At 46.7% G+C, this 20415-nt stretch carries 17 protein-coding genes; 11 read left to right on the plus strand and 6 right to left on the minus strand.

Translation table 11 applies throughout. The annotated features are described in order from the left end of the window. The first annotated feature begins 298 nt into the window (after positions 1-298). The 11 genes from JQN59_RS05605 to JQN59_RS05655 are packed head-to-tail and all read left to right on the plus strand — an operon-like array spanning position 299 to position 13423. Positions 299-1714, plus strand: coding sequence for an undecaprenyl-phosphate glucose phosphotransferase (locus tag JQN59_RS05605; protein ID WP_149608166.1), 1416 nt, complete (start codon positions 299-301; stop codon positions 1712-1714). Then, on the plus strand, positions 1704-2990 hold the full coding sequence (locus JQN59_RS05610) for an outer membrane beta-barrel protein (protein ID WP_008785589.1): 1287 nt from the start codon (positions 1704-1706) through the stop codon (positions 2988-2990). The genes JQN59_RS05605 and JQN59_RS05610 overlap by 11 nt, the downstream gene beginning before the upstream one ends. 1 nt (position 2991) lies before the next feature. Then, the gene (locus JQN59_RS05615) at positions 2992-3549 is read left to right on the plus strand and encodes a polysaccharide biosynthesis/export family protein (RefSeq protein ID WP_003826038.1); all 558 of its coding nucleotides are present in this window, start codon (positions 2992-2994) and stop codon (positions 3547-3549) included. Between the two features lie 2 nt (positions 3550-3551). Further along, on the plus strand, positions 3552-5681 hold the full coding sequence (locus tag JQN59_RS05620; protein ID WP_149608165.1) for a GumC family protein: 2130 nt from the start codon (positions 3552-3554) through the stop codon (positions 5679-5681). Beyond that, positions 5678-6889, plus strand: coding sequence for a lipopolysaccharide biosynthesis protein (locus JQN59_RS05625; RefSeq protein ID WP_149608164.1), 1212 nt, complete (start codon positions 5678-5680; stop codon positions 6887-6889). The genes JQN59_RS05620 and JQN59_RS05625 overlap by 4 nt, the downstream gene beginning before the upstream one ends. Then, the gene (locus JQN59_RS05630; protein ID WP_008785587.1) at positions 6886-8256 is read left to right on the plus strand and encodes a hypothetical protein; all 1371 of its coding nucleotides are present in this window, start codon (positions 6886-6888) and stop codon (positions 8254-8256) included. Before JQN59_RS05625 ends, JQN59_RS05630 begins: the two co-directional genes overlap by 4 nt. Positions 8257-8260: 4 nt before the next feature. Continuing rightward, a complete protein-coding gene (locus JQN59_RS05635) occupies positions 8261-9250 on the plus strand; it encodes a glycosyltransferase (RefSeq protein ID WP_079934238.1) in 990 nt (329 codons plus the stop codon). Between the two features lie 14 nt (positions 9251-9264). Further along, complete coding sequence (locus JQN59_RS05640; RefSeq protein ID WP_149608163.1) at positions 9265-10476, plus strand: glycosyltransferase family 4 protein; 1212 nt, start codon at positions 9265-9267, stop codon at positions 10474-10476. 1 nt (position 10477) lies between these two features. Next, positions 10478-11590 (plus strand): glycosyltransferase family 4 protein, encoded by a 1113-nt coding sequence (locus tag JQN59_RS05645; protein ID WP_048215718.1) that lies wholly within the window; start codon positions 10478-10480, stop codon positions 11588-11590. Between the two features lie 2 nt (positions 11591-11592). Next, the gene (locus JQN59_RS05650) at positions 11593-12000 is read left to right on the plus strand and encodes a hypothetical protein (RefSeq protein WP_149608162.1); all 408 of its coding nucleotides are present in this window, start codon (positions 11593-11595) and stop codon (positions 11998-12000) included. A 31-nt stretch (positions 12001-12031) separates the two neighbouring features. Further along, the gene (locus JQN59_RS05655; RefSeq protein WP_149608161.1) at positions 12032-13423 is read left to right on the plus strand and encodes a DUF4832 domain-containing protein; all 1392 of its coding nucleotides are present in this window, start codon (positions 12032-12034) and stop codon (positions 13421-13423) included. A 46-nt stretch (positions 13424-13469) separates the two neighbouring features. Here JQN59_RS05655 and galE read toward each other — a convergent pair whose 3' ends face one another. The 6 genes from galE to melR form a co-directional block, all read right to left on the minus strand. Beyond that, on the minus strand, positions 13470-14486 hold the full coding sequence (gene galE, locus JQN59_RS05660; protein WP_048215721.1) for a UDP-glucose 4-epimerase GalE: 1017 nt from the start codon (positions 14484-14486) through the stop codon (positions 13470-13472). Between the two features lie 67 nt (positions 14487-14553). Then, a complete protein-coding gene (locus tag JQN59_RS05665; protein WP_149608160.1) occupies positions 14554-15492 on the minus strand; it encodes a glucosamine inositolphosphorylceramide transferase family protein in 939 nt (312 codons plus the stop codon). Between the two features lie 207 nt (positions 15493-15699). After that, positions 15700-16335: a carbonic anhydrase gene (locus tag JQN59_RS05670; protein WP_003826059.1), complete on the minus strand. Its 636-nt coding sequence runs from the start codon at positions 16333-16335 to the stop codon at positions 15700-15702. A gap of 154 nt (positions 16336-16489) precedes the next feature. Further along, positions 16490-17662 (minus strand): MalY/PatB family protein, encoded by a 1173-nt coding sequence (locus tag JQN59_RS05675; RefSeq protein ID WP_149608159.1) that lies wholly within the window; start codon positions 17660-17662, stop codon positions 16490-16492. A gap of 122 nt (positions 17663-17784) precedes the next feature. After that, entirely contained in the window at positions 17785-19245 is a 1461-nt protein-coding gene (nhaC, locus tag JQN59_RS05680; protein ID WP_149608158.1) for a Na+/H+ antiporter NhaC, read from the minus strand. Between the two features lie 193 nt (positions 19246-19438). After that, positions 19439-20377 (minus strand): transcriptional regulator MelR, encoded by a 939-nt coding sequence (gene melR, locus JQN59_RS05685; RefSeq protein WP_003826064.1) that lies wholly within the window; start codon positions 20375-20377, stop codon positions 19439-19441. Positions 20378-20415: the final 38 nt, after the last annotated feature.

Consider the following 20415-nt stretch of genomic DNA (forward strand, 5'->3'; position numbering starts at 1 on the left):
ACTTTTGTGCAATTTATCATACATAAAACACTTTTTCATAGACCATGGGATGTTATCTGTCAATAGCGAAAATGTTGTTAAAGGTTATCTTTTTTGCTGAGGTAGATAAAACTTCTATTGATATCATATGCATTAAAATCATATAGATACGATTTCACTGGGGAGTATTGTCACAGTAATGAGTATTATTTTTTACATTTACTGACAATGTACCATTGCGTTTTTTAGACTTGTGATATAATTAGCAACATGAAATGAGAAAAAAACAATTAAAGATCAATAAATAATGGGCTGAGATATGCTTAAAAAATCGCTAAAGATTAGCAGCCAAGGATATCCAGTCTTTTTAAAACTGGTCGATTTCATTGTTATCAATGTGACGTTAATTTTTAGCGCCCATCTGCTGGGTTTGGTGCCCTTTAACACCATTGCCATTTTGAGTCTTCTCTTCTCAATCTTTTTCTTGCTGTTTGCTGAATACATTAAAATGTACCAGCAAAAGATTAAGACGATCGGTTTACGTAATCAAAAGCGCTTGGTTTTTTGTACGCTGCTGGCGATTTTTTTTAACGAACTGGTCAGTATGACGGTGGCTGAACCTGAGTCACTGGGCTACTTAGACAGAATGCCTTCCCCTTTTTATTCAGCCATTATTTACTGGTACTTCATTCCATTACCTTTTCTTTACTACATTCGTTTTTTTATTTTTAAGTATTCAACGAAAAAGAGTATCCGTGTGGCGATTATTGGTCTGACCGACAATGGTCTGGCCGCAGAAACCGCGCTAATGAATGAATACGCCAATATCACATTAGATCTGGCCTTTTATGATGAGCGCGCCTTATCTCGCTGTGGCGATGTCGTTGATAAGGTTAAAAGCCCCTTTCGTGGTCCGGTGATCAATCTGGTCGAGGAAGCCAAGAAGGGAAACATAGACGAAATCTATATTGCTTTACCGATGGTTGCTTTACATCGCATTCGTCACTTTTTGGCCATGATGTCAGACACCACCGTAGATACCTATATTGTCCCTGACTTTTATACCTACAGTAACAACATGTCCAAGTTACGCTCCATCCACAATCTGCAAACTATCGGTATCTTTAGTTCACCGTTCGAAGGGGCGGGCTCGTTTATTAAGCGGGCGGAAGATTTGGTTCTTGGCAGCATCATTATGGTGATGATTTCCTCCCTGATGCTGGCGATTGCCATTGGTATCAAACTCACGTCCCGTGGGCCGGTTTTTTTCAAACAGGAACGCTATGGCTTGAGTGGGCAAAAAATTAAGGTCTGGAAATTTCGTTCTATGCGCGTCATGGAGAATTCCGATACGGTTATTCAGGCCACTAAAAACGATCCGCGGGTAACCAAATTCGGGAGCTTTTTGCGCCGCACTTCGCTGGATGAACTTCCGCAATTTATTAATGTTTTGCAGGGAAGTATGTCGATTGTCGGTCCCAGGCCTCATGCGGTTACGCATAATGAGCAGTACCGAAAACAGGTCGAAAATTACATGATTCGCCATAAAGTTAAGCCAGGGATCACTGGGCTTGCGCAGATCAACGGGTTCCGCGGGGAGATCGATGCGCTTTATAAGATGGAAAAAAGGGTTCAGTACGATATTGAGTACATTCAAAACTGGTCGTTATGGCTGGATATAAAAATTATTATTAAAACTATTTTCAAAGGATTTGTCGGTAAGAATGCATACTAAATTACTCGTTATTACCGGAATCGTGATATCGCAGTCCGCATGGGCTGATTTAACACCGAAATCACACATTGGCTTTGCGGGGATAGACTTCCAGGGCAAGGTCGCTGTGGACTATGGTTATAATGATAACGTGTCTTATCAGCCACATAGCAGCGATGCTATCGGTTCCTCGTTTCAGAGTGCGGCGCCCGTTCTGAGTATGATTGGAGAGCGTGGTCAGGATAAGTATTTGCTGATGTACTCTGGGGATTATCGTAACTACTCAAGCGATTCTGCTGATAACTACAACGATCATTTTTTCCGTTTTAACGGTGCCTGGCGGTATGGACTCAAGCATGGCTTAACCCTCAATCTGGAGGATTCGCTTGGGCATGAATCCCGCGGTCGTGACATCACCGAGGGTTTTTTACCGAGTCAGTTCGAGCAGTATGGGATTAAATCTCCGCTGACGACGAATTTTATCAATAGTGAATTACGCTACAGCTACGGTGCGCCTGATGGTCGCGGCAAAGCGGAACTGGCGTTGTTATACAAAAAACTGACTTTCGGTAACACCTCTGATGTTCGGGACAGCAGTGAGGACTTCTACAATTATATTCAGGAACAGGAATGGCATGAAAATAGCCTGATAGCGGAAGTTTTTGACCAATACTCATCCAGAACGCGCTTTCGCTATAGCTTTATTACTAACCAGCGTCGCTATGATAACAACTCAGAAAAAGACACTAATGAGTATTATTTACTGTATGGCCTGAAGTCGCAGTTGACGGGGAAAACCAATGTCGACATGAATATTTCATGGTTGTATAAAACATTTGAAAACAACGCAAACTCGCATGATTTTAATGGTCTAAACTGGGACATAAAAGCGGAGTGGAAGCCGTTACAACAGTCTGTTTTCACGGCCCACTCTGCGCAAAGCATTAAAGACCCATCGGAAGTTGGGGGATATATTTTAGTGACCCAGTATGGCCTTTCTTACCAGCATTTCTGGTTAGGCACTCGTTTTTCTACTTTATTGGACTACTCATTCACTTCGGAAGACTATAAAAAACAGAACAAGGATCGGCATGATAAAGATGGCGTGTTTAGCGTCACCATGAGCTATGACTACACGCCGTCGGTTAATTTTGAGATTAAATATCAGATAGATACATTAAATTCGAATAAGGATACTGACTCGTTTTATATCGGTCCCAACGACAATCAGGAAGTCATTAGAACGTTGGGTTATGATAATTCTATGATTATGCTTAAAGCTAAGGTTCAGATCTAAAATGAAAATAATAGAACTGTGCGCGGTTTTGCTATTCAGTATCCTGTTGGTCGGATGCACAGCGTCCAGCCCGCGATTAATGGACGATCCTGCTACTGTTCAGCAGGATTACCGGCTTGGGGCGGGGGATACGGTCAATATCGCTGTTCATGGTCAACCCGATATGACGATGCGGTTTATTTTGGATAAGAGCGGGGAAATTAATTTCCCGTTTGTTGGTGCTCTTAAATTACAAGATAAAACCGTTGATCAAGTGACTAAAGAATTAACTCAACGCCTGACCGGAGATTATTTTACATCTCCAATGGTGACGGTGAGTATTGCTGAGTTCCGCAAATACTATGTTTCAGGTGAGGTAAAAAGTCCAAATGGCTTCGCTTATGAGCCAGGGCTTACCGTCGAGAAATCTATTGCGCAGGCGGGTGGATTTACAGATCGTGCTGACCGAAAAGATATCAACATTCGCCTGTCAGGGAGCAATCAGCTGCTTGAGAATGTCGATTTAACGCACTCTGTTCATCCTGGGGATGTCGTGATTATTGGCATGGGGTTCTTCTGACGATGAAACTATCAATAGTGGAAAACGGCAAAAAACGAGAAAGCAGTGTCGAATTCTCCCGTTTTGCCAAAGAGCTGAAAAAGAATGCCTGGAAAATCGCGCTGGCCGGTATCGTTGCCGGGGTCGTCGCGTATCCGTTAATCAGCATGATGTCCTCAAAGTATGTTTCAACGGCGACGGTGCTGATTAAGGCGCAGGCTGATAACGTTTCTCCGTTTCCACAGGTTGATGGTTTCGATTCAACACGCAGTGGTTACTACGAAACACAATATGCGTTGATGCATTCACGTATTGTGCTGGAGCAAGCCGTACGTGATATGAAGTTGGATGAAAACCCGGAGTTTACCGGGGAAAAAGCCGGTGCTCAGGGAGTTGATAGCAATGAAAGTCGGCAACTGAGAATGGAGCAAGCGCTGAAAACGCTGGCGAAAAATCTGAATGTCATTGGTATTCGTACGACGAACCTGGCGTCTATTACCTATGAATCAACGTCCCCACAGGTAGCGGCTGACATTGCGAATGGCGTCGCGCAGGCTTTCATCAACTACACGGTGGAGCAGAAACGTCTGAAGGTGGAGAAAGCTCGCGAACTGAATTTTGAAAAAATGGAAGAGATTCAGAAGTCGATAGCTAAGCAAAAAGACGAGATGGACAGCTATCTGAAAAATGCCGGGCTGCTGACCTTCCGCGGTATCGATGGTTTTGAAACCGAGCAGTTAAGTATCGTAACTAATCGCCTGGCCGATGCGACCCAGCGTCGGGTTGCCGCTGAATCCGTCTATAACGAGGTGAACGGGGGCGGTAAGTCCCTTGAGAGCGTTATCTCGCTGCCTTCGGTCTCTAACCACGCTCAGATCCAGGATTTGCGCATTGCGTTGATTCAGGCGCAGCGTACCTTGTCTGAACTACGTAAAGTCTATGGGCCAAAAAATCCCGCTATTTTAAAAGCCGAGGCCGATGTTCAGTCGATCCAAAGCCAGACCGGACGAGTGTTGGGCGAGCTGAAAGTCGGTTTACGTCAGCAATATCTGGCGGCGCTGGCGGACGAAAAAAACTATCAACAGCAAGTGATTGAGCAGAAAGAGATCTTCCAGAAAATGGCGTCAAAACGGGATGCCTGGAACAGTCAAAAGCTGTCGTTAGATAAAATGGAAGACCTGTATAAATCGCTTTATCAACGTACTCAGGAGCTGTCGCTGTCCGGCGTGAATGCCGATGCGGTGTTATACGACCCTGCGGTACCCGCGTTAAAACCGGCGAAACCGAATAAATCTCTATTGTTGCTGATGGTGGTCATGCTGGTGGTGGTGTTCAGCATCATGTATTTCATTGTCAAAGCGGCAATGGATAACTCAATCGGCACCCTCAGTCGCATGAAAAAACGGCTTAATGTTGCTCCGCTGGGTGAAATTCGTCGTTTTAGCGGAACCTCAGGGCGCGCACAGGTGCGGGACATGATCATGAAGAACCCGCTTAATGCCGATATTGTGCACGGTATCCGTACCCGGATTATGCTGGATAGTCGACCTTTACAGACGCTCGCCGTGGCGTCGACGGAGCACGGCGATGGGCGTTCTTTGTTGGCGAATCTGTTAGCGAACTCTTTTAGTTTCGACCAGAAAACACTGCTTATTGATGCAGATTTCTTTAACACTGGTGGGCTCACATCCGAGCTGGCGTCAGCTACATCCGCAGGCTTAGCGGAACTGCTGCGCGGGGAGACAGAGCTTGAACAGGCGAGGATTAAACTCAGTGATAATGTCGACTTTATTCCACACGGCAAGAACACCATCTCATCTTTACTTATGCTGTCGTCGGAGCATGTTGAACTCTTAATGCGCGAGTTGAAATCGCATTATCAGCGCATCATTATTGATGTTGCTGCTGTGAATCAGAGCCAGGATGTTCAACTGATCAAACGTGCCGTCGATGGCATTGTTTTCATTGTGAAAGCCGGGGCGGGGTCGGCGGGACAAATCGCCAACGCGCTGGATAAGATCGAGGAAAATAACGGCGTGGTGATTGGTGCGGTGCTCAATGCAGTTGAAGAAAAGGATCTTGAGACGCAAGAGGGTCTGCGTTCACTGAACTTCAGTACCGATCAACTGATGGCAACGCCAGGCCGCGTATGAGTCTACTGAAGAGCGCTTCCACGATAGCCGGTTCATCAGTCATCTCGCAGTTGATTGGTGCACTGTCTATTTGGTTGATTTCACACAAGTACGATATGGCTGAAGTGGGGCTTTATGCGCTCAACTACAGCATCGCCGTGGTGGGCGCTCAGGTGTGTACCTTTGCATCACAGCTGTTAATTCCTAAACAGCAGGATGATGAACTGGTGCAGAATGTCGTGTTTTGCTTAATACAAAGCACGATCATTGCCTTACCTTACGCCGTACTCACCGCGTGGCTGTTTCACCAGAACATCCTGTTCCTCTATTTACTGACGCTGGCAACGGCGTGGGTTTTAATCTCGGAAAACCTGTCGCTACGCACGGCTAACTTTCGTTTTCTGATCTTCCAGCGCATTTCTGTTTCTGTGGTCGTTGTACTTTCCGTCCTTCTTACGCACCATGTACAGCTGTTTTATTGGTCGTGGGCCTGCGCGACGATGGTGCTGACCATAAGCTGTATTTTGCATTCGTTTGATATTCGTTCGGTGGCGGCCAGACATCTGCGACCCGCCAGTAATTGGCATTTTTTCAAACAGAATATTCATCACATTACCAAAGTGGGCAGCGCGGAAGTGCTGGCGATGGCCAGCAGCAATTTGCCTATTATGCTGATTAATTTTTGGTTCTCGGCGCTGACGGCGGGTTATTTTTCCGTGGTTAGCCGCTTTTGCCTGGCGCCGGTGGTGATCATCGGGAATGCGGTGCGCAATACTATTTTTTCCAAATGGTCTATCGACTTCAGAAATAATACCTTCAACTATCAGGAGTATACCAGGGTACGTATGCTATTGCTGGTACTAGGGGTTATCTGTACCCTTGGGGTTTTTATTTTCTATCCGATTGTGATGCGCCTCGGCTTTAGCGAAGACTGGATAAACTCCATTGAGACGTCACGCTACATGTTGCCCTATTTATTCCCGGCGCTGGCGATAAGCCCTCTGACGGTGATAGAGCTTATTTTTGGTTCCCATCGCTATTTTCTGCGTATCCAACTGGAACAGCTGGCGATTGTACTCTTCGCTTTTGTTGTGACGCCCTATTTTTATAAAGATTATGCAACGTCGGTCATCTTGTTTTCTTCACTGACATTTATTCGCTACGCCTTCATTTATCTGAAAATGAATAAGCGAGCCAATCTCCTGAAAGACAAGCCGGTGATACTATGACGCTGAATACCGGATACTATTTACAGGTTTATACCTTTGTCACGCTGATCCTGTGTGGCCTGGTGCAATACTTTACCGGCATGCAGTCAGTGCTGTGGATACCTTTTTTCCTCACCTTATTGATGGTGGGATTATTGGTGATGCAGACGCGTGATGGCTCCTTACATTTGGATGCCCAGGAGACGATTGTCCTGGCGTTGTACTTTTCGTTTCTGGTGCTGGCTGGAGCATCGACGCTGATTCAGGGCGGGATCACCGTAGCGATTGTGGCATTTAAAAACGAAATTGCGCTGTCGCTGGTGATGATCTGTTTGCTGCTGGGCTTTTGCCGGGAATCACAGATTTACCGCGCAACGCGCTATCTGTATTGGGTGTTTTACGCACAGATTCCGGTAATGATATATCAGGTTTTACTGGTTGTTCCCCAGCGCGTTGCGGTGCGCGGCGAAGATGAGAAATGGGACTCCGTGGTTGGCACGTTTGGCGGTGACCCTATGGGAGGCGGGAATACTGCCGCAATGGGTTTGTTTTGCCTGTTAATTATGTTGTTAAAAGTCTCCGAATATAAGCATGGGCTCACCACGTTCAAGTCCATGGCGCTGCATATTGTTCTCGGTATCGGGTTATGCATCATTGGTGAAGTGAAGTTTGTCATCCTGCTATCGCCTATATTCCTGGCGTGGGTGTGGCTTTCACCGAGCTACGTCAAAGACGTTAGTAAGGTCAATCTGAAGACGTTGTTGGTTATTGTGGCGGGAATGCTGTTGCTTATTAGCCTGTCGATTGTGATCCTCGCGTACTATTATTCTACGGCGTTCGGCGGCGATCCGTCGAAAAGCTCGTTAAGTATTTTTATCGACTCCTTAAGCTATATCTTTGATCCGAACTACATTATGTCTACCGGTGAGTTAGGGCGCTTTACGACGTTCCTGTTCTGGTTGAAAAATAACGATCTGTGGGGGCTTTCAGGAACGTTATTTGGCTACGGACTCAATGCAACTAACAGTGGTAGTACGGTGTCGCCGGGCTTTTTGAATATTATCTACAACTTAATTCTCGACTCGACTTCCCTGAGTATGCTGCTGTGGGAAGTTGGGGTGATCGGCACGTTACTCTTTATTAGCTTATTCATTTATATCCTGAAAGTTTGTCAGCCAAAGCCATTACTGACGCTTGAACAACTGGACCAGCAGGATCTCCAGTTATTGAGCTTTGCACCGGCGTTTAACGCTTTTGCTATCAGTTGCTTAATTAGCTTACCTTACAGCCAGATACTGATGATTACACCGATGTTACAATTCCTGTTCTATTTATCACTAGGATCAAGTTTAGTGATTCGTCGAACCGTCCTTCGCTGTGTAGGGTAATTGTATGGACCAAAAACCGTTTATTTCAGTGAGTATTAAAACACTCAATGAATCTGAATGTATTGAGAAAACGATCGACAGTATTCGCCGGCAGCTTGTTGATTATCCGCATAAAATTATAGTGGCAGATAGTCTGTCAACGGATAACACCCAACAGCTTGCTATCGATAAAGGGGCGACCGTGGTGTCCTTAACTAACCCAGACGATCGCTGCTGCGGCGTCGGGCATCAGTTAGGTTATCTGTATAGTGAAGGGGAATATCTGCTACTGATGGACGGCGACATGGAGCTGGAAGAGGGCTTTGTGGATCAGGCCGTCGCGTTTTTGCAGGCCGAACCGGAATATGCAGGCGTCGCGGGAACCGTTGAAATGGACGATGCTGTTAACTATGAATTTAAATCGCGTAAGCAGCGTATTAATAAAATTTATCCGCTCGGGGATAGTGACCATTTAGGCGGTGGCGGGTTATATCGCCGATCTGCAATTGAAAAAATTGGTTATCTTACCAACCGTAATTTGCATGCTTATGAAGAAGCCGAACTGGGCCTGCGTTTGCGCGATGCGGGTTATAAACTGCGTCGTCTGAATATTCCGTATTTTATTCATACTTCCCATACTATGCCGACCTTTCAGATGCTCAAGCACCGCTGGAAAAGCGGATACTATCAGGCTCCGGGCGAGCTTTTACGTTGTGCCTGGGGAAAACCTTATTTCGGCAAAGCGTTAAAAATGGTCAGGAACGAAGCGATTTTTTCTGTTTATCTGATTGCTTTGTTCATTGCGGCGGTGACCTTCAATCTCGAACTTTTCGACATTGCCTTTTTGCCGTTGCTTGCGTTTATTGTCCTGAAAACCGTGCAGAATCGATCGTTATTGAACGGATTGCAGAGCGTAATGAACCTGGCCGTGCTTTCAGCCGGGCTGGTTAAAGGCTTGACTAAACCAGTACGCGATCCGTTGACTCCGCCTGACAGTAAAATCATTCATGAATAACTAAGGCTGGCGCAATGAAAGTTTTATTAGTGAATAAGTTTTTTTTTATTAAAGGCGGCGCGGAAACGGTTTATTTTCAAGAGCGCGATATGCTGAAACAGGCTGGTGTGCAGGTTATTGATTTCTCGATGCAGCATGAGAAAAATTTTCCTTCAGACTATGCGGATTATTTCGTCAGCAATGTGGACTACCACAAAGCGAGCAATCTGCTGGGTGGGCTCAAAACGGCGGTTAACTTTATTCATAATTCGCAGGCCTGCAAAAAAATGCTGGCGCTATTAGAAAAAGAGCGCCCGGATATCGTCCACTTTCACAACATCTACCATCAGTTAACACCGGCGTTGATTAAAGTTGCGCGCAATTTTGGCTGCAAAACGGTGCTGACTGCGCATGACTATAAGATTGTGTGCCCTGCGTATTCCATGCTGCGCGACGGCAAGGTGTGTGATTCCTGTATCACCGGAACGGTTTTCAATGCCTTCAGGTATCGTTGCCAGGAAGGTTCAGCCTCAAAAAGTTTACTGCTCTCCCTGGAGGCAACCTGGCAGTACATTGCACAAAATTATCAGGCACTGGATGTGATTGTTTCACCAAGCGTTTTTTTACGCGGTGTTTTGCTGCGCACGCTGCCAAATTCGCGCATTGATGTCATCGTCAATGGCGTTGATGACAGCCGTCCCCTGGCCGAAGTAAGCGATGAAGGCTATATGCTGTACTTCGGCCGTCTGAGCCGTGAAAAGGGCGTGGCAACGTTGTTGGCAGCGCATAAAAAAATGCGGAACAGCGCGCCGCTGAAAGTTGTGGGGCACGGTCCGTTGCATGATGAATTAGCCGCCAAATATCCGGATGTTGAGTTTTTAGGTTATGTGCAACAAGGGGAGGCGCTCGATAAGCTTATTAAGCATGCGCGAGCGGTGATCCTGCCTTCAGAATGCTATGAAAACTGTTCTATGGCGATATTAGAAGCGATGTCCTTAGGCAAACCGGTTATCGGGTCGCGCATCGGCGGTATACCGGAACAAATTCGTGACGGTGTCGAAGGGATTTTATTCGAACCGGGTAATGTGCATGAGTTAGCCAATGCGATGGACGCTCTGGCCGACTCGCCTGAGAAGGCGAGGAATATGGGCTTACATGGTCGTGCGCGATTGAGTGAAAAATATGCGCTGAGTAAACATATGGATACCCTACAGGCGCTGTATAAAGAACTGCTGAGCAGGCCATAGTATGAGTAAAAAAATAACGGTTTTTGGAACGCGTGGTATTCCCGATGTATTGGGCGGTGTGGAGACACACTGTCAGAATCTTTATCCTGCCATTAAACAGCAGTTCGACGTGGATATTTGCGTAATCGCTCGCTCGCCATATGTAAATTACAAACGATCGGTATATAAAAAAGTCGAAACCTACGCGCTGTGGGCACCCAAAAAGCGCTCGCTGGAAGCTATTGTCCATTCCGTTATAGCGGCGTTCAGGACACGTATCGACCATTCAGATATTGTGCATGTCCATGCTATCGGCCCTGGCCTTGTGATCCCACTCTTACGCGTGATGGGTAAGAAGGTGGTTTTTACCCACCACGGGCCCGATTACGATCGCCAGAAATGGGGATTTGTAGCCAAAAAAATATTGTTGCTGGGTGAGCGTTGGGCGGTGAGATATGCCAACGAGGTGATTGTGATTTCTGACGTTATTAATCAACTGATCCAGAAAAAACACGGTCGCTATGATGCGCATTTAATTCACAACGGCGTGAACGAGCCGAGGTTATTATCACAGCTCACCATCGACAATACGCTCTCCCGCTTTGGGCTGCAGCCGAAAAACTACCTCGTGGTGGTTGGGCGGTTTGTGGAAGAAAAAGGGATGCATGATGCCATCGCCGCTTATCAACACAGTGGTTTGACCATACCGTTAGTGTTAATTGGCGATGCGGATCATCCGACCGAATACAGCGTGCGCCTCAAAAAGCTTGCCGCCGACACGCCAGGTGTTGTGATGACTGGTTTTTTACGTGGTGACGAACTTCAGGCGGTGTTTTCGCAGGCTAAATTGTTTGTGATGCCCTCATACCATGAAGGATTGCCCATTGCGCTGCTGGAGGCAATGTCATTTTCTCTTCCGGCCGTCGTCAGTGATATTCCGGCTAACCTTGAAGTTCAACTGCCCGCCGAGGCCTATTTTAAGGTGGGAGATGTAACCGGTCTGGCTGAAAAATTAGGCCAAGGGGCAACAGCAAATAGCGTGGACTATGGTGTATATTTGCAAAACTACAATTGGCATGAAATCGCCAAAAAGACGGTTAACGTCTACCACTCCATTGATAAAGATATAGGTTAATTTTGACCAGTCCTCAAAATCGTCCTCCTGCCATCGAACGGTTTTACGCTCACCTTGATGAGCGGATAGCGGAGGAATTGACCCCTGAACAAAAAGAAGGGGTGGAAAAAGCGCTCCTTGCTACAACCCTGACTTCGCGGCATCAGATCGATATTCGCAGAAGCTTTCCTTTTTTCAGTAAGCGTTATTATCTGGTTTTTTTGTTTGGCAGAGATTTACGCCGCCAGCATCGCCAGGAATCAACCCTGTCGAGAATGTTACTCACTTTTTTGCTGCTGATTGTCGTGCTATTCGTCACCTGCTGCATATTGCTGACGCTGTATATGATCAAATCCGCGTTAGGTATTGATGTGTTCCAAAATTTTCACGTAGGTATCTGGGACTGGTGGTTAAGCCTGAAAGACCGCTAGCGTTAACAAATTGGTGGAGGACGTCATTGCGATGAAGCGTAAATGGGTTTGTGCGTTGTTGAGCATGTTTTTCCCGCTGACGGTTATGGCCGCATTGACGACCGTCACCCCCAAAGCATTGACGGGCCCGTTAACCAATCCGGGGATTGGCGTGGCAAGTTTTCATCAGGGATACGGTGAAACGCTGGGGCTGGCGGACTATCCCAATACCGGATTTGAATACGAGCGTTTTTACTGGCGGGACCTGGAGCCAGTCGAAGGCCAGTACAATTTTGCATTGGTGGATGATGCCTTCAAATACGCGGCGGCACATCGTCCTGCGATGAATGTCGGGCTACGATTTATGGCGCTTGCCGACCCGGCGGATGGCACTAAAATTCCCGACTGGCTGATTAAAAAAGGCGTAAAAGGAACCTGGACGTCTGATAATAAGACGTTTATACCGGATTTAGACGATCCTCTGTTTATTCAATACAGCCAGCGTCTGTTGAACGCATTTGGTAAGCGCTACGATGGTAATGAGAATCTTGCGTTTGTTGATATTGGCATGGTGGGGTCGTGGGGAGAATGGCATAACAGCAACTTCCCGAACCTGAAGCCATTACTGGAGCGATACACCACGGCGCAACTGGATCGCTACGTCGCGATGCACTTTTCTGCTTTCCCGGTGACACCCAAAATAATGTTGATAAGCGGCGGTCAAAGTCTGGCGAATGCGGTGGCGCGTGGGGCTGGGTGGCGTGCGGACTGTTGGGGGGACCTGCGCGTATTTTCGGACACCTGGAACCATATGGCTGATGATTACCCGCAGCGATTGCTGGCTGCGCAGCAGAGTTATTCAGGGTTCAACGACGTCTGGAAACGTGCGCCGGTGAGTCTGGAGATCTGCTCGTATATGCAGGACTGGAAGAACACCTTTCACTATACACGTGCTGAAGTGCAGGGGATTTTTGACTGGGCGGTCAAGCAGCACGCCAGTACCATTAACCTGAAATCGAGAACGATACCCAGCGACTATCGACCGATTGTCGACGATGCGCTGACCAAATTGGGCTATCGATTTCGCCTTGCGTCCCTGAGCCATGAGTCCGTGTGGGACAGCGGACAAACGCTGACATTAAACAGTACCTGGTACAATGAGGGTGTCGCACCGATTTATCTGCCTTACATGCTGGCATTCCGGGTCGTAGACAGCGCCAATAAGGTGGTGGCACAGGGGAATTCCGCGGAGGATATTCGCCGCTGGCTCCCCGGTAAGTATCAAGTCAGTTATGCGTTATCTATGCCAGGGCGACTGGCGAAAGGGCAATATGCGATTGAGGTTGCGATGCTGGATAAATCCGGTTTCGCGAGAATCAACTTTGCCAATGAAGGGAAGCAGAGCAACGGCTGGTACCAGGTATCAACAATAACGGTACGCTAGTCAGACACAGCAGCGAGCCTGACGGTCAGGCTCGCTGCTGAGAACATTAAATTTGATACCCATTCGGGTTATTTTTTTGCCAGTTCCAGGTGTCACGCATCATTTCATCAAGGTTATAGATGGCCTTCCAACCTAGCTCTTTGTATGCCAGCGACGGGTCAGACCAACATTCGGCAATATCTCCGGGTCTTCTGGCGACAAACTGATAATTAATTTTTGTCTGTGCCGCTTTTTCAAATGCCTCAATGAGGTCAAGTACGGAATACCCGACTCCAGTACCGAGGTTAATCACTTTGTAAGCCGCGCCTTTGTTCTGGCAATCCAGTGCGGCTAAATGACCGGTCGCCAGATCCATGACGTGAATATAATCACGCACACCGGTACCATCAGGGGTTGGATAATCATTACCGTACACCGACACGGTTTCCAGCTTACCAATCGCGACCTGGGAGATATACGGAACCAGGTTATTAGGGATACCGTTAGGATCTTCACCAATCCGACCTGATGGATGGGCGCCAACCGGGTTGAAATAGCGCAGGCAGGTAATGCGAAAATCGGGTTGTGCACGTGAGAAATCGGCCAGAATTTGTTCGACCATCAACTTAGACGTACCGTACGGATTGGTGGTGCCGCCCGTAGGTGATTGCTCGCTCAGCGGTACGCTTTCTGGATTACCATATACCGTCGCAGATGAGCTAAAAATGAAACGATTAACGCCAGCGGCCAGCATCTCATCCAGTAAAACCAGCGTACCGGTGACGTTGTTTTCATAGTAGGCGAGGGGCTCTTTTATCGACTCTGAAACCGATTTGAGTCCCGCAAAATGAATGACATCGGTGATGTTATGGTCGGCGAAAATGTTTTTTAATGCCTGCCTGTCGAGAACATCGGCGATATAGACAATGGGCTCTCTTCCGGTGAGTTCCGCGACCCTGTCCAGCGAAATTCTGCTGGCGTTCGCCAGATTATCGATGACTACGACATCATCGCCTCTTTCCAGTAGCGTTAACACAGTATGTGAACCAATATAACCTGCACCACCAGTGACAAGAATTGCCATACAGACTCCAGAAAAATGCTATAAACCCGAGCGATTTTCTACCAATGCCACCCGAGAATCCAGTGAATCAGTTATTTTGCCGGGTAAGGTAAGTGTTTCTGTATTTTATCATACATTTATATGCTATTTTTTTAAAGATTGCCAACAGACTGAACTTATTAACTTTTGTATCATAAACAATATAATTATTTGAGAAGTTCAGCGTGTGGACGCCGTCACTGTGGTTGATCGACGAATTGATTTGTTCGATCAGACTCTCAGCAAAATTAGCGTCGTTCAGTGTCACTAATTCTTTGATATAGATTGATTTTCCATAAGTTTCCGGCGTGCACTCCTGAGTAAGGAAGTACATTTTATTTTCGACCTGATAGGAGGCTCCTGCGCCTCGATGATGAGGATTGCTCACCTTCAACGCCGGATTAATTCGCTGCCACTGTCCGTAAAGATGATCTGCCGAATGAATAATTATTTCATTATCCATCGTGGTGGACAACAGATAACAGGTTTCATTAACTGAGATAAATATGTTGTCAGTTAATTCGGTATCAGAGATTAAAACTTTAACTTGCTTCCAGCGTGCAGGGAACTCAATTGACTGAAACAGTATTACCTCTTTTCTTTCTGAAGACTCGGGGATCATGAAGAGTTGATCGTTGATATGTATCAGATAAGGGAATGACAAATGACACTTTAAGTCGTCAAAGCCTTCAAGGCTAATATCTTCAAGTTCAACCAGATCACGGTCAAGAACGCGACATCGTAGCGTGCCTTTTGAGTTACGGAAGCTAAAAGCTTCATAGAAAACATACAGTTTATCGTCTTTTTCAATCAGAAAAGGATCGGCCTGAAATGTATATTTCTTTTTTAACTGCTGCGCAGTGGATTTGCTTAATATCTCCAGAGTGTTGTCAGGGAATAAGTGTGTACCATTATCCTTAATAAGCATGATATCCCACGACTCATGATAAAATATCATATTTATTATTTTTTTTATTTTTGCTTGCATTCGTACCGGCTCCTTTTTATCGCCTGCACCATGTATGAACGGCTGTCTGTACTCTGTGCATGAGACCTGTCGCAATATTTTATAAATGTGCGAAATCCGATGTAGGAACACCAGTAGCTATTTTAAAGCTAGTCGCAAGTCTGTGCTTTGTCTATAGCACAAAAGTAGGTAAAAGCTATCCAGAGCATCCTTGCTCCAGTGGGGGAATTACTCGAAATGCACCTGCGGGTTATCTGCAAGGGAAACGTAGGTTTTGCTGTTTTTATCCAAGGTACGGATTTCACCGCTTTCGATGTCATACACCCAACCGTGCAGACGAAGCGCATTATTGCGCAGCCCAACCGCGACACAAGGATGCGTTTTAATGTTGTTAAGCTGTGCGATAACGTTCTCTTCCACCATGGCGTTAACTTTATCGATTGGGTTATCCCAGGTTTTTTTATCGACCACGGCTTTCGCGGCATCGGCATAGTGCAGCCAGTGAGCGACAGCGGGCATCGGATCCAGGGGCTGGCTATCGGCAATGGCTTTCATCGCGCCACAATTAGAGTGACCGCAGATGACGATATCCGTTACGCCAAGTGCGACAACCGCGTATTCGATGGTTGCGGATACACCACCCGGTTCCGGACCAAATGACGGTACGATATTACCGGCGTTGCGGATAACGAAAAGCTGTCCTGGATCTTGCTGAGTAACGAGTTCTGGTACCAGGCGGCTATCGGAACAGGAGATGAAAAGTGCCTTAGGATTCTGGCTGGATGCCAGGCTGCGGAAGAGTTCCTTGCGTTGAGGGAAAATCTCTTTTTGGAAGTTGAGGAAGCCCTCGATGATATGTTGCATAGCAGTGTCTCTTGTCTCTGTTTAAGCAGGTTATGATGAAGATCACACTTTCCAGTTTAACACCAGCCGACAGAAGGGAAAGACTTTATAGCAGTTCAGCAACATCTTTGGATAATTTTGCCCCACCGTGGCAGGGCAAATCGTGTGATGTACGCTATGCGTTCTGCCATTTCTGGTATGCCGCTTTTAGCCTGTTCATCGCGTCTACCAGTACCGGGCGCGGGCAGCCAACGTTGAGTCTCATATGCCCCTCTCCACCGGGACCGTATTGCGCCCCAGGTGACAGGCCAAGCCTGGCGTCATGCACAAAAAAAGCGCTTAGCTGCTCATCGCTGAGATCCATTTTTTCCGCATTCAGAAACAGAAGATACGACGCGCCGCCATACACTATTGAGATCAAAGGACAGTGCTTTTCAATTTCACTTTTCACAAACGCTACATTGTCGGCCAGATAGGCCAATAATTTCTGGTGCCAGTCGGCACAATGGGTAAAAGCGCTATAAATGGCCGCCTGCTGCAATGAATGCGTCTCGGCAAGGTAGCAGTTATCCAGAAAGTGGTAGAACTGATGGCGTAATTCATCATTCTTAATAATAGCGATTCCGCCCTGGATCGCCGCCGTATTGAAGGTCTTGCTGATGGAAGTAAGCACGATTGACCGACTATCTGGCGCTTCATCAACAGTAAAAAACGGCAAATGGCGCTTTCCTGGCAGGGTTAAATCACTATGCACTTCATCAGACAGAATGATGACGCCAGCCTGCTGGCAATAGTGGCTTATTTTTTCCAACGTTTCCCGCGACCACACCATTCCACCTGGATTATGCGGTGAAGGGAACAAAAACATTTTGCACTGCTTGAGTTTCTCGCTGAAATCATGCCAGTCAAATTCATAGTGCCCATTTTTCTCAATGAGGCGCGTCTGAATCAAATTCCTACCGCTGGTGTTTACCAGATTAGGATAGGGATCATAGATTGGCGTACAGGTTAAAATATTATCGCCTGGACGGGTAAGCGCCATTAAAGAGAGTACGATAGTTTTTACAACACCGGGAATAAAATGTAACCAGTGTGCCTTGATATCGGCATCATACTGTTGTGCATACCAATGAATAACAGATTCTTTCCATTGTGGATAATCCAGGTTATAGCCTTGCACAGGCTGCGACACCACCGAACGCAGCGTGCTCATGATTGGCTCTGGTGTCGCAAAATCCATATCTGCAATCCACAGCGGTAATACATCGGTGGTACCGTACATCTGTTGTAATTGCCCGTATTTGCGACAATTAACATCCCTTGTGACAATATCATCAAACAAAGACATTGTTGACTCCTGGAAAGTCTCTGAAAATAGTGTAAGCAACGCAAAAGCGAAGAATGTTATGTATATCTAATGGATATGTTTAATTTACCCTGGTGATAGCGAATATTTAGCTATTTAGTCGTTTATGATTTTTGCTCAACCATATTCTCAGTGGCTTCATTGGGCTCATATTTAGCAATGCCAATACCGGTTGCCGCCCACAGTAGGGCAAAGATGACACCGCTGTAACAAAGGATTGCCCAGGGCAAGTAATCAAGCGTGGCAACGCCCAGCATTGTGGCGCAATAAACGCCTGAGGCAGACCAGGGGATAATCGGTTCGACAACGGTTCCGGCATCTTCAGTGGTTCGCGAGAGGTTTTTTGCCGCAAGACCTCGTTTTTTGTACTCCTCTTTAAAGGCATCACCGCACAGCAGCAACGGTAAGGTTCCATTTGCCGTGCAGGCACAGATGGTAAATGTCGTCACAATCGTGGTAGCCACCAGGCGGAATGTGGATTTAACGCTTTTTGTCAGCGCGTTTATCACGGTGTGCAGAGAGCCTGTCGCACTCATTGCCCCGGCAAAGCTGAAGGCGCTGAAAACGGTAACGAAGCTGCTAAACATTGAAATAGCGCCGCCTCGCTCCAGTAAGCGGGAAACATCGGAAGACAGTGTCGGCAGATTATCTCCGGTAAGCATTGCGAGCTTAAAGCCACTGACCACGGATTCGCCGACAGAGGATGCCGTGAATTGCTGAAAGACTAATGCCAAAATCATTGAGACTATCGTAGATAAAAAGAGCATCGGAATGGGCGGTCTTTTTGACAGTGAGCCATATAAAACGATGATCGGCGGGAGTAGCAGCAGAATATTAAAGTGATAAATCTGACCAATAGAATTCATCAAGTTGGTAATGTTTTCTGGCGCGCTGGACGAGGCATCAATGCCCATGCCCATATAGCTGTAAACGACGCAGCAAATAATAAAACCCGGGCCGGTAGTCCACAGCAGGTGGCCGATATGCGAGTACAGGTTTACCCCGGCAGCCAGTGCAGCCATGTTGGTTGAATCAGAAACCGGTGAGAGCTTATCACCAAACCAGCAGCCTGAAACAATAGCACCAGCGGCAATGGGCAGCGAGACATTCAGACCAATCGCTACGCCAATCATGGCAATACCAACGGTCCCGATAGAACCCCAGGAGGTACCGGTGCATACTGAGATCAGTGCTCCCAGCATAAATGCCGAAATATAGAAATATTGAGGGTTAATCCACTTCAGACCATAATAAATCATCATTGGAATAGTACCTGACACCATCCATGCGCCAATTAAGAAACCGATACTGGCGACGATTAATATGACCGGCAGCGCTTCAGATATTTTATTGCAAATAGATTGTAGAATGTCATCCCACGTGTAGCCGTGAGCGATGGCGATAAACGAGGCGGCTGCCGTTCCCATCAGGATCATGGGTTCAGCACGAATATTGAAGATAAAATATCCGATGCTAATCCCGCCCAGCATAACTACCATGGGTAAAACTGACCAAAAGAAAGACAATGGCTTTCTGTTGTTGGGGGTACAGTTATTTAATTCCATAATTTCATCCCAATCATTAATGGTTGAACACGTCAAATAAATACCTGCTACAGGTCACTCATGTCTGAGTAACATAGTTGCCAGAGTTCATGGCTGAACCCTATTTTATTAACTGTTGCAGATTATCTTTTTTGACCTGCTATTCTGGTACTTATATTTTAGTAGTAAGGTAAGAGAACGTTTGTTGAATAAATTACCCCTCGGCATAAGGTGAATGATGTCGGCGTTGTTGACTCAATTTTCGATACTGCTGTGGCGGCATGCCGACGTATTTATGGAACGAGCTGTAAAATCGACTGCTGGAGCGAAAACCTGCAATTGTAGCGATATCCAGAATTGTTTTATCCGTATCACTGAGTAAAGCCCGCACATGGTTGATGCGCATCGCGGTAATATACTGTTTCATCGTCAGTTGCATCACCCGATGAAAAATACCCATCGCATAATTGGGATTGAGCTTAACGTGTTCGGCAATAGCATCAACCGTAAGCTGTTTGTCGCAGTTGGCGGCAATAAACTCCAGCATCTGGCTGACGTAAAACTGTGAATGCCGTGAAATACTGTTTTTCTGGGTGCGCGACGTTTTGTTACCCAGTACCGGCCGCCAGCCAGCGAGGCTAAAGCGCTTGAGCATTAGCGCGATTTCATCAATGGCTAACTGGCGAATTTGTTCGTTATCGCTATTGAGTTCATTCTGCCAACGCTGTACTTCAAACGCGCTCAGCTGCTGTGAAGCCAACGAAGTAATCACCATCCCGTGGGTCACGTGATTAATCAGCTCCCTGTCCAGCGGCCAGGATAAAAACAGATGCATCGGTAAGTTGAAGATGGCCATCTGTTTACAGTGTCCGGCATCCGTGAGTTGATGGGGAGTACAGGCCCAGAACAAGGTGATAAAACCCTGTTTGCTCTTCACCACTTCGTCATTAAAGAGATACTCCACATCACCATCAAATGGCACGTTCACCTCAACCTGGCCATGCCAGTGGCTGTAGGTCATAGCCAGCGGCGCCCGCAGTTCGACATCCATACGCTGATACTCGGAATAGAGCGCCAGCGGACTTCGCGACTTTTTCTCATAGCTGCGACACATATGGGGGTCGAGCGGCAGCTGCGGGGTACTTTTTGCCATTATGGTTGGGTTCCTGGATAGTGATTCCGGCCATGGGG

Origin of the sequence: Citrobacter sp. B72 (assembly GCF_016894305.1) — a bacterium.
Lineage (GTDB): Bacteria > Pseudomonadota > Gammaproteobacteria > Enterobacterales > Enterobacteriaceae > Citrobacter > Citrobacter portucalensis.